This window comes from Sorangium sp. So ce394, assembly GCF_051474665.1.
GTDB lineage: Bacteria > Myxococcota_A > Polyangia > Polyangiales > Polyangiaceae > Sorangium > Sorangium cellulosum_D.
The window spans coordinates 6,724,379-6,735,746 of record NZ_CP150339.1 but is presented as its reverse complement, the minus strand read 5'-3'; the positions used below and the strand labels follow the sequence as shown (position 1 = coordinate 6,735,746).

Annotated in this window: 5 protein-coding genes; 1 reads left to right on the top strand and 4 read right to left on the bottom strand. The window is 70.8% G+C overall.

Annotation, left to right across the window (positions count from 1 at the left end; translation table 11 throughout):
- Positions 1 to 52: 52 nt before the first annotated feature.
- The 3 genes from WMF33_RS24700 to WMF33_RS24690 all read right to left on the bottom strand — a co-directional run bounded on the left by WMF33_RS24700 (position 53) and on the right by WMF33_RS24690 (position 4,969).
- Positions 53 to 1,279, bottom strand: coding sequence for a flavin-dependent oxidoreductase (locus tag WMF33_RS24700; protein WP_437339419.1), 1,227 nt, complete (start codon positions 1,277 to 1,279; stop codon positions 53 to 55).
- Between the two features lie 59 nt (positions 1,280 to 1,338).
- A complete protein-coding gene (locus WMF33_RS24695) occupies positions 1,339 to 2,538 on the bottom strand; it encodes an MFS transporter (RefSeq protein WP_437339418.1) in 1,200 nt (399 codons plus the stop codon).
- Positions 2,539 to 2,887: 349 nt separating this feature from the next.
- Positions 2,888 to 4,969, bottom strand: coding sequence for a hypothetical protein (locus WMF33_RS24690; protein ID WP_437339417.1), 2,082 nt, complete (start codon positions 4,967 to 4,969; stop codon positions 2,888 to 2,890).
- Between the two features lie 940 nt (positions 4,970 to 5,909).
- Between WMF33_RS24690 and WMF33_RS24685 the strand changes: the two genes are divergently transcribed.
- The gene (locus tag WMF33_RS24685; protein WP_437339416.1) at positions 5,910 to 6,152 is read left to right on the top strand and encodes a hypothetical protein; all 243 of its coding nucleotides are present in this window, start codon (positions 5,910 to 5,912) and stop codon (positions 6,150 to 6,152) included.
- A 91-nt stretch (positions 6,153 to 6,243) separates the two neighbouring features.
- Here WMF33_RS24685 and WMF33_RS24680 read toward each other — a convergent pair whose 3' ends face one another.
- Positions 6,244 to 11,307: a protein kinase domain-containing protein gene (locus WMF33_RS24680; RefSeq protein WP_437339415.1), complete on the bottom strand. Its 5,064-nt coding sequence runs from the start codon at positions 11,305 to 11,307 to the stop codon at positions 6,244 to 6,246.
- Positions 11,308 to 11,368 lie beyond the last annotated feature (61 nt).

The following is an 11,368-nucleotide window of genomic DNA, read 5'->3' as shown; positions in this document are numbered from 1 at the left end:
GTCGTGAAAAGAAGACGCCAATCCGGCCTTCGTGGAGAGCGCTGCCGCCGTCTCACGCGGCGGGCTCCGAGGCGCGCTTCAGGCCGGTCAGCACCTTGTAGCGGGCGGCGATGGCCTCCAGCTCGCCGGGGGCGAAGACGTCCTCGATGCGGTCGAAGCCGTCCGGCGCGCGGTCCTGGGCGATCTGCATGCACTGCTCCGGGCCGTTGCCGCGATTGGCCGCGACGATGGCGGCGGTGGCGGGCAGGCGCTCGGCCTCGTAGGCGGCCAGCGCCTCCACCGGATCGGCGTGGGCGGCGAGCGCGCGGACCAGGGCGCGGGCGTCGAGGATGGCCTGGCTCGCCCCGTTGGAGCCGATCGGATACATGGGGTGGGCGGCGTCGCCCAGCAGCGTCATGCGCCCATGGCTCCAGCGCGGCAGCGGGTCGCGGTCGACCAGCGGAAACTCGTAGATCGCCTCGGCCTCCCGGATCAGCCCGGGCACATCGAGCCAGTCGAAGCGCCAGGATTCGAACCTGGGCAGGAAGTCGGCGGGGTCGCCCCGCCGATTCCAGTCTTCCCGTCGCAGGCTCTCGGCGACGGCGAGCTCGGCGATCCAGTTGATCCTCTGGCGGCCGTCCGGCCCCGGCGGGGAGATGGGATAGGCGACGAACTTCTGGTCCTGATGCCCGGCCATGATCATGCTGGCGCCGGTGAGGAAGGGCGCGGCGAGCGTGGTCGCCCGCCACAGGATGCGGCCGCCATAGACCGGCGGCCCCTCGTCCGGATAGAGGCGGGCGCGCGCCGCCGAGTGGATGCCGTCGGCGCAGATCAGGAGATCGGCGGCGACCTTCCGGGCCACGCCCTCGCGGTCGAGGAAGCGCGCCGCGATGCGGCCTCCGTCCTCCGCGTGGTCCGTGAGGCGCCGGTCGCAGATCACCCGGTCGGCGCCCAGCCGCTCGACGGCGGCGTCGAACAGCACGCCCTGCAGGGCGCCGCGGTGCAGGGAGATCTGCGGCGCGGCGTGGCCCGCGAAGCGGCCGCGCGGCTCGCCCCAGATGCGCTGACCGAAGCGGTTGTAATAGACAAGCTCGCGGGTCGCGACCCCCTGGGCCAGGAGGGCCTGGACAAGGCCCAGCTCGTCCAGCACCTCGCCGGCGTGGGGCAGGAGGTTGATGCCGACCCCGAGCGGCAGGAGGGTGGGCGCGGCCTCGAACACCGTCACCTCGTGGCCTGAGGCGTGGAGCGAAAGAGCCGCGGCCAGGCCGCCGATCCCGGCGCCCACGACGATCACCTGCATGAGATCCTCCCCAGACATGCGGCTCGGCGCCGCCGCTCGTTCAAGCCGCCGCCCGCTCCTCAATCACCGGCATAGCGGCCGCGGATGGTCATCAACGCCACCGCCATCCCGGCCGACAGCACCACCGGCACCATGGCCATGGCCACGCCGGCGGGGCCCCAGCCCTGTCCCAGCAGGTGGCCCGCCACGAGCGGCCCGCCGATGGAACCCAGCCGGCCGGCGGCGATGGAGGCGCCCGTGGCCAGCCCGCGCGCCGGCGCCGGGTAATAGAGCGGGATGACTCCATAGAGCGAATACTGCGCGCCCAGCAGGAAGAAGCCGGCGAGGCCGGCCAGCGCCACCACGGGCAGCAGGGTGTCGGCCATCGCCAGCCCGAACAGCGCCAGGCCCAGGGCGGGATAGGCCGCGATGATGGGAATTCGCGGCCCGAGCCGGTCCACCAGCGCGCCGATGGCCCAGCAGCCGACGACGCTGCCGACATTGAAGCCGAAGGCGGCGCCAGCGCCCCCCGACCCGCCCAGGCCCTTGGCCGCCACCAGCGACGGCAGCCAGTTCAGCAGCAGATACAGCACCAGCAGCGTCATGCCGAAGGTGAACCAGGCCAGCAGCGTGACCACCAGCCGGCCATCGCCGAACAGCGCCTGCGCGCTGCCCGGCCGCTGCGCGCCGCCGGCCGCCGCCGCGCGGCTGTCGGGCATCAGCCACGCCATGACCGGCAGCAGCAGCAGCGGCAGCACGCCCCCGGCCAGGAAGATGCTGTGCCAGCCGAACCGGCCCATGAGCCCCGCCGCGAACAGCGCCGCCAGCGCGCCGCCGACCGGCATGCCGCTGAACATCAGGGTGGTGGTGCGGGTCCGCCGGTCGGGCGGGGCGATCTCCAGGGCGACGGCCACCAGGCTGGGCATCGCCGCCCCCATGCCGGCCCCGGCGAAGAGCCGGAAGAGGCCCAGCGACAGCGGTCCACCCGCCACCAGGGTGGCCAGCGTGAACAGGCCGAAGACGCCGACGGCCGTCATCAGCAGCGGCTTGCGGCCCATGCGGTCGGCCATCCAGCCGCCGGCCAGCGCGCCGCAGACCAGCCCGGCCATGCCGGCCCCGAACACGACGCCGGCCTGCCCGGGCGTCAGGCCCAGAGCGGGGATCAGCAGGGGGGCGGCCACGCCGATGGCCTGGATGTCGAACCCTTCCAGCAAGGCGATCAGGAAGCACAGCGACAGCGTGACGGCGCCGCGCGGCGCGTGGGGGGGCGATGCGCCCATGGAGAAACCTCCCGTTTCCGTCTCAGTGCCCGGGGTTGTTGCAGCGGGCCGCAGCCTGTACGGATGCGGTGACTCCGGTCCAAGAGATCCTGCTCCGGCCGACGCAGCGCTCGGCGCAGCTCGAAGATCGCCGTCTTTCCTCGCATCACCCGGTGCAGGTGACTGCAACGACTTCGTACCCAAGTCCTGTGGCTCCAGGCATAGGCATACTCGCCTATGCCTCGGGGCCAGGCGTCACGCGCACGCTGGCGGACCGGGCGATTCGGGTGAGGGTCGAATTTTGTAGTGTTGCAAGGCAGGACGCCGGCGTCTCCGCGCCGGCGTCCTGCTCACGAGAGGGCGACGCGGATCAGTTCTCGAACCGGATGTCGTCCATGTAGTAGGGGCCGGAGTTCGCGGTCACGTTGAAGTTGAACTGCAGCTTCACGTCGCTCGGCGCCGCGTTGAGCGCCGTGATGGTGGCCGCCTGGAGCTGCTGCGGGAACGTGACCTCGTTGAACTCGCCCCGGGTGAGCCCGTTGAGCACGACGTTGCCGACCCACTGGTCGTAGATGCCGGCGGACGGGATCGAGATCAGCACCTCCAGGTTGCCCACCCAGCTCGGGTTCGGCTGCTGCTTCGACACGAAGAGAGAGAGCTTGATCTTGTTGCCCACCGGCGTGAGGCCCGAGGTGCTGAAGTTCGGGCTGAAGATCGTGTTGAACGAGCTCGGGGTCCGGACCTCCAGCGACGCGATGCCCTCCGTCACCCGGCCCGTGTGGGTCGCGAGCAGGGCCTGCGTCGAGGTCCACGCGCCCGGCTTCTCGAACCCGAGGGTCGTGTTGTTGACGAGGAAATGCTTCATCACCTTCTCGCGGTACGGGAGGAACGTGTTGAGGACGGCATTGGAGAGGATGAAGCGTCGCGGACCGTTCGGGTTGTTCGCGTCGACCGCCACCGTCTTCTCGGAGGTGTGGGTGAAGACCAGCGTCTTGGGGAACGGGCTCGGCAGGCCCACGTCGAGGTTGCTGCTCGCGCTGTTGGTGGCGTCCACAGGCTCATGGCACCCCGCGCAGGAGAGGGACTGAGCGCGCCCGATGATCTGATCCACGGACGGGTTGGTGGGCGTGCCGGACAGGTTGCTGCCCATGGCGATCAGCTTGTTCGCGATGTTGGTCCTCAGGGTCGACGTCCCGCTGCCGATCGCGTTCAGGTAGTTGTTCTGGAGGGGGATCATCAGGCTCTCGCCCGCGTTCATCGCGTCGGGCAGCGCCGACGGGTACGCGAAGCGGTTCACGTCGTCGGCCGCGGCGAGCCTCTCGACCATGTTCGGGAAGACGGTGCTCTGGAAGCTTACGACCCGCGAGTCGCCCGAGATGCCGGGCGCGAAGAGCTTCGCGGCCGGGTTGTCCTTCACGAACGACGGGATGACGTTGAGCGAGGGGCTGCTGCTGGTGCCGTGCGTGAGCCTGAACTCCCGGAGCGGCCAGGCGTCGAACGCCTCCTGGAACAGGAGGAACTCGTTGGTCCGGATCTGGCCGTTGTTCGGGCCCGGCGTGTGGCCGTAGTTGTCGATGTGGATGACGGGGCCGACGCCCGACGCGGGCAGGCCGTTGAAGTAGAAGGACTTCAGCTCAGTCGCCCGGGTCGCCACGGTCTTCGAGGGGTTCGACTGGTTCAGCCAGAACTCGACGATGGGACGGCAGCCTTGCCGGCCGAGGCTGGGGCTCGGGTTGGGCAGCCGGCCCTCGAAGATGATGAAGCTGCGCCGAAAGGTCTGGTCGGGCCTTGCATCGCTGGAGTCGGGGTGCCCCGACTTCCGCGCGAACACGATCCGGTACTCCCCGCAGTGGGCGCCGTCCGGAGGGGCGAGATCGAAGCGGTTCGCCAGCGTCGTCGCCATGTACGCGTTGTCGCCGGCCGTCGTGGAGAACGGATCGATCCCTGAATCCTGTCCGATGGTCCGGGGGCAGCGGACCGGCCATCCGTTGATGGACCCCGGCGAGGGCGTGTCGCCGGGCTGCGGGGGAGGAAACACATCGTTCGGGTTGGCGGCCACGGTATCGCAATGCGGGACGGAGGGGTAAAGGCCGGGGGCTGCCCGGTACGTGTCCATGAACCGCTGGAACAGCGTGAGGGGCGTGAGGCCCGGGACGCCCGACTGGGTGACCAGCTGCTGCAGGACATCCTTCAGCGAGAACTGGGACACGATGTCGACTTCGGTGACGGTGAGCGACTTCAGGGGCTCGATCGGAAACGGCAGCGAGAGCGCCTCGGCGGCCTCGCCGAGATCGACCTCCGCCGCGTCGAGCAGCGCGCTGGAGTCGTCCAGCTCGCCGTCCCCCGGCGCGAAGTCCGAGCACGCGGCGGGCAGGAGGGCGAGCGCGGCCAGCGCGGCGTGCCGCGCCCTCCGCCATGCCCCGGCGGAGCCAGGGACAGACCGCGAGCCCACCGAAATGCTCGAACTCGAACGCTTGGAAAGCATGAGACCTCCTGAAAACGACGATGATGACCAGCCGCGCCCCCGGTGGGCGCGCGCTCGAAGACGAAGAGAGACGGAGCCCAGGCGAGCGGGGGAGAACACCGCACGTCGGCCTGATGAGCGGGATAAGCACGCTCGCCCTGGGCTGGTCGCGTGCTGCCGTCGTCCGCGCCGTATTCAGCGCGGCCTTCGGGATGCTCGGAGTCAACGCTCCTGCGATGCCCTGCCCGCGCGCCGTCGCGCACGCGGTGAGCCACGACCGAGCGCGACGGGAATATGAATGCTGTTTGCGTTCGGGGCAAGCATTACATTCTGTCGCGAGCTGATCTGCTCCTGGCTCGCGCGCTGCCGCGAGATGCTGTGATCGGTGCACAAAATGGGTGACGCCGGCGCGGTTCGCCGCGCCGGCCCGGGCCGTGGGTTCACCAGGCCGGGCACGCCGCGCGATCGCCGGGGCAGGGCGGGGCGCTGGCCGCGCAGAGCGGAGATCGGGTTACCTGGAGCTCATCATCCGTTCGCGAGGGCCGCCCGGGTTCGCCGACCTCGCCTGGGTCGCTCCAAGCTGGGTCGGGTCGGGGGCCGGTCCGTGCATCGAAGAAGCCGCGTTCACGCCACAGGCTGCGGCCGTGGCGGGAAGATGCGTCTCTAGGTGCCAGAACCGAGCCAACCATGGCGAGGGCGCTCCTCGCGCGCCTCGACCCGACCCACGTCGACGTCGCCGCGGCGACGCCCGCTGGCAAAGTTTGCCGCTCTGGCAAGTTTTGCCATCGTGCGACGGCAGAGGTTGCCATGTCGCCGCCGCGCCCATCCGCCGCCGAGCGACGCGGACGAGGCGACATCGCGGCCGTACGACCCCCTCGATCCCGGGCTCGCGGCCAGGAGCGGACGTCCGGGGGAGGGGCCGCCGGGCATGCGGTCGCGCGGCGGAGCCAGGCCCCACGTTTGCTGGACCCTGGATGGCAACGAGTGCACGTGTGCGTCCACGTGCCTCGGCAAGAAGCACGAGGTCGACTGCGGCCCGTCCGCCGACGGCACGACGAGGTGCGCGTGCCTCGTCGATGGTGTCGAGGTCGGGACGTGCGAAGGCGCGGTGAAGGAGGTGTGCCACCTGAAGCAGGGCTGTTGCAACGAGCTCTTCAACATCCCTCGATGACCCGCCTCCGCCCACCGATGCGCCTCCCCGCCGCGCTCTCGCCGCCGCGCTCGCCCTCGAGCGACGCGGCGCCGCGCGCCCCGGCCGCCCCTCACCGCGCGCGCGCGCCGAGGGGCGCGCCGCGGCTCCCCACCCGCTGCAGGGCGTAGGCGATGCCGCTCTGGAGCGTCCCCTGCGTGACCACCGAGCCGAGGTCGATCTGCAGGGCGGTCAGCGTCTGGGCGACGTCGGGGCGGATGCCCGTGATCACCGCCTGCGCCCCGAGCAGCCGGAGGGCGACGGCGGTGTTCATCAGCGTGCTCGCGACGTCGGTGTCGACCGTCCTCACGCCGGTGATGTCGATGATCACGACCTCGGCGCCGGTCGACTCGACCCCCTGGAGCGCCGTGCTCAGGACCTGCTGCGCCCGCTGGCTGTCCATCATCCCGATGAGCGGCATGACCATGATCCGATCGGTGATCGGGATGATGGGCGTGGAGAGCTCCGCCAGGCGGGCGTTCTGCACGCGGATGATCTCCTCCTGGAGCTCGGCGCGGGCGTGCTCGCTCCGCTCCCGCTCCGAGAACTCGACCCGGAGCCGCTCCTCGGCGCGGTGCAGCGCCTCCGTGCGCTTGTGCAGGTGCGCGTACAGCACCGCGTTCTCCACCGCGGTCGCCGCCTGCGCCAGGAGGAGCTTCGAGAGCTCCAGCCGGGCCGACGTGAACACGTTGGTGGCCGTGCTGTTCTCCAGGTAGAGCACGCCGGTCGTGCGCCCCTGGTGCACCATCGCCAGGCAGAGGATCGATTTCGGGTCGTTCGCGGCGACGTAGGCGTCCGCGGCGAAGCGAGGCTCCTGGCTCGCGTCGGCGAGGACCACCGGCAGCCGCGTCCGCGCGACGTACTGCACGATCGACGACGGGACCTCGGCGCTGCCCTCGACCGGGACCGGGTGACCCAGCCGCGCCGTGCTCGGATCCACCGTGATGATCGCCTCGATCACCAGCTGCTGATCGCGCTCCAGGACGAGGACCCCCTTCTTCGCCCCGGCGTTCTGGATCGCGATGTCGAGCAGCCGGTGGACAACGCTGTCGAGGACGACCTCGCCGGCGATGGCCTGGGCGGCCCGGATGACCGCCTCGACGTCGAGCACGCTGGTGCTGAGGCGCGTGGTCGAGGTGGTCTGCACCGTGGTGCGGGCGAGCTCCAGCATGCCGGGCGGCGCCGACGTGAGATCGACCCTCGTCACGAGGTGCGGCGCCTCGGCCGCCAGGCGGTCCGCCTTGGCGGTCGCCCCCCACTGCATGTAGCCGTGGTGCGCGTCGGTCATGTAGGCGCGGGCGCACCGCGTGAGGCCGCTCCCCCCGTAGAACCTCGCGGCCAGCTCGCTCGCGATCGCCTGGTCGCGCGTGAACCCGGCCTCCTCGGCGCCCTCGATCGCCCGGTCGTAGAGCAGCGCCGCGGCGTGGCGGTCGTCGCCCGAGACGCGCGCGAGCTCCGCCGAGACGAGGAGGTGCTTGTGCCCGTAGGTGCTGGGGCAGCGCTCGGCCCAGCGGGCGAGCCTCTCCCGCTGCGCCGCGATCGCCGCGACCATCCGCTCCCTCTCCGGGGCCGGCGCCCCGTCGCACGCGGCGGCGAGGCTCAGGCACGAATAGAAGACCAGCTCGGTCGCCCAGAAGTTGTTGGCGCTGCCGGCGGTCATCTTCTCCACGGCGGCCATCAGCGAGCGCGCGGCCCCGTGGTCGCCGTAGAGAACCGCCAGCTGGATCTTCTGCACGTGATACCAGGCGGCCACGTACGTGAGCTCCGGGACCGAGATGGCGCTCGCGAACGCGGCCTCGTCGAAGGCGCCGTCGCTCAGCGTGTGCGCCCCGTCGGTGCGCCCCGCGAGGTTCGCGGCGACCTGCTTCGCGCACGTGAGGATGAGCGTCGTGAGCTTGTCGTTGGTCCGCCGCATCAGCGCGAGATCTTGCTCGATCTCCTCGGCCACCGCGCCGAGATCGTCGCCGAGCGCCAGGCTCGCCGAGACCATGTGAATGCAGCAATAGGACGAGTACGCCAGATCTCCGGACTCCAGGCCGGCCTGCCGGGAGCGGGCGAGGACCTTGATCGTGTCCCGGAGCGGCTCGAAGAAATGGAGGATGGACGCGTAGGTCGTGAGCAGCATGCACGCGATGCGCGGGCTCGGGATCCGCTCGTGCAGCTCGATACCGACCTTGGCGAACTCGTACGCTTCCTTGAACCGGTCCTCCGTGGTCCTCGGCGCGAAGACGCCGTCGATGAGGAGCACCGCGTAGAGCACGTACGCGTACGCCGAGGTGCTCGCGTGGCCGTGCTCCATCGCGAGGTTGATCTGCATGATGAGCGTGAGCGGGCCGAGGACCGGCAGGCCGAGCGCGGAGGCGGGCTGCGTCAGGTCGGCGAGGAGGCGGAGGACGGCCTGCTTCTCCGGATCGGCGGCGGTGGGCAGCCCCAGGAGGTCGGCGATCGGGCGGCCCGCGAGGTGGGCCTGCATCGCCTCGAGCTCCCTGCCGAGCCGCGCGCCTTGCTCCTCGGCGCCCCTGGGGATGTCGACCCCGAGCAGCGCGAGGGCCTCGAGCCCGCGCGCCACGACGTCGGAGAGCTCGCCGCGCATCAGGTGGAACGACATGCGCAGGTTGAGGACCTGCGCGCTGTCGAGCCGCGTCCTCGCGCGCTCGAGGAGCTCGCCGAACAGCCGCTCGCCGGCGTCGAACCTGCCGGTCAGGCACAGGCACTCCGCGAGCCCGAGGGCCAGCGCGAAGGCGAGCTCGTGCTGCTCCTCCCAGCGCCGCGGCCCGAGCGCCGTGGTCCCGGCCTCGAAGTAGCTCGCGGCCGCCTCGTACGCCGCGCCGGCCTTGGCCTTCCTGCCCGCCTCGAGGTTCAGGCGCGCGAGCGCGACGCGCTCTTCCGGCGCGGTGATCCGCGCCATGCCGAGGTTCATGTGGGTCGCGATCTCGAAGAGCTTGCCCTCGGCGTCGCCGGGGTCGCCCTCCGCGCGCAGGAGCCGGCCGATCTGGAGGTGGACCTCCTGCTTGCGGGCGTCGTCGAGGAGCCGGTAGGCCGCCTGCTGCACGCGATCGTGCAAGAACCGGTAGGTGGCGTCGACCGAGAGCTCCGGCTCGTCCGCCTCGCCGGCCATCGCGCCGCTCACGGCCGCGTCGAAGAACCTCGAGTCCGCGCCGACGGCGAGGATCAAGCCCTCGCGGAGCGCCGCCGAGAGCTCGTCGGCCACCGCGCCGCGCGGCTTGCCGGCCACGGTCGCGAGCGTCTTCAGGTCGAAGCGGTAGCCGATGCACGCGGCGAGCGTGAGGGCGCGCTGCGCGCGCTCGTCGAGCTCCCGGAGCCTGCCGGCCATGAAGTCGACGACGTTGTCCGTGACCTTCCTCTCCTGGATGCGCGGCAGATCCCACGTCCACGCGCGCCGGGCCGGGTCGAAGGCGACGAGCCCCTCGGCGTGGAGCGCCTTCATGAACTGGTTCATGAAGAACGGGTTGCCGTGGGTCTTGCTCATGACGTGGCGCGCGAGCGGCTCGGCCCGCTCGGGATCGCAGGAGAGGGCGTCGGCGAGGAGCCGCGTCACCACGGGGAGATCGAGCGGCCCGAGGTCGATCTCGGCGACGCTCACCCCGGCCTTGCGCAGCTCCGAGAGGGTGATCGAAAAGAGGTGGCTCTCGTCGACCTCGTTCTGCCGGTACGCGCCGATCACGAGCAGGTGCTTGATCTCCGGCGCGGTCAGGATCTGCTCGAGGAGCTTCAGCGACGCCGGGTCCGCCCACTGCAGGTCGTCGAGGAAGACGACGAGCGGGTGCTCCTGGGCGGGGATGACGCTGCAGAATTTCGTGAAGGCGAGGTGGAAGCGCGCCTGCGCCTCGGTCGGGCCGAGCGGATCGACGCCCGGCTGAGGGCCGAGGATGAGCTCGAGCTCGGGGATGAGGTCGATGAGGAGCGGCGCGTTCTGCCCGACGGCGGTCGCGATCTTCTCCGTCCAGAGCCCGAGCGCCTCCGCCGGCTCGGTCAAGAGGGCGCGGACGAGCTCCCGGAAGACGTGCGCCACGGCCGCGTAGGGCACGGTCCGGTTGATCTGGTCGAACTTGCCGGCGACGACGTATCCCTTGCCCTGCGCGACGGATTTCTGGATCTCGCCGACGAGGAGCGACTTGCCGATGCCGGCGTGGCCGGACACGAGCAGGAGCTCGCGCGCGCCCTTCTGGATGCGCCGCCACGCGCCTTCGAGGACGGCGAGCTCCGCCTCGCGGCCATAGATCTTCTGCGGGATCCGGAGCTCGTCCACGTAATCGTGGCGCGCCAGCTCGAACGGCTCGATCCGCGGCCCCGCGTCGAGCTGCGCGAGGCACGCCGCGAGATCCATCCTGAGCCCGTAGGCGCTCTGGTACCGATCGTCGGGGCTCTTCGCCAGGAGCTTCATGATGATGTCGGACACCGGGCGCGGCACGTCGGGCGAGATCTGCGCCGGCGGCGGCGGGAGCCTGGCGATGTGGCAATGCACGAGCTCCAGGAGATCCTTCGTCGGGAAGGGGAGCCTGCCCGTCGCCATCTCGTACAGGGTGACCCCCAGGGAGTAGAGATCGGTGCGCAGGTCGATGACGCGGTTCATCCGCCCGGTCTGCTCCGGCGACATGTACGCCAGGGTGCCCTCGAAGGCGGCGGGGCTCTTCGAGCGCTGCGCCTCCTGGGAGAGGCGCGTGGCGCTGCCGAAATCCATGATCTTGGCGCTCCACGTGGACGCGTCGACCATGATGTTCTGCGGTTTGATGTCCATGTGGACGACGCCGCCGCGATGGACGGACTCCAGCGTGCTCGCGGCGGAGATCGCGATCCGGAGCGCGTCCTGGAGGGTCAGGGAGCGCGCGCCGATGAGCTCATGGAGCGTGCAGCCGCCGGCGTCTTCCATGATGAGCGCAAGGCTCGCCCCTATCTTCACGACGCCGAGGACCTTCACGACGCCGGGCAGGGCGAGCTCCTTGGCGATGGCGTATTCGTAGCGGAGCCTCGCGACGTCGGCCGGGGCGGGGCGATCGTTCCTGAGGCGCTTGACCGCGACGGGGGCGCGGTCGTCGTTTCGGTATCCCCGGTACACGGTCGACGCGGCGGATTCGTGGATGAGGCCCGTGAGCGTGTAGCCGGGGATACCTATCATGAGCTATTTGTAGAGCGCTTCTCTGCGCTGCATCAAGCCTCACCGCGCGCTCGGCCGAGGT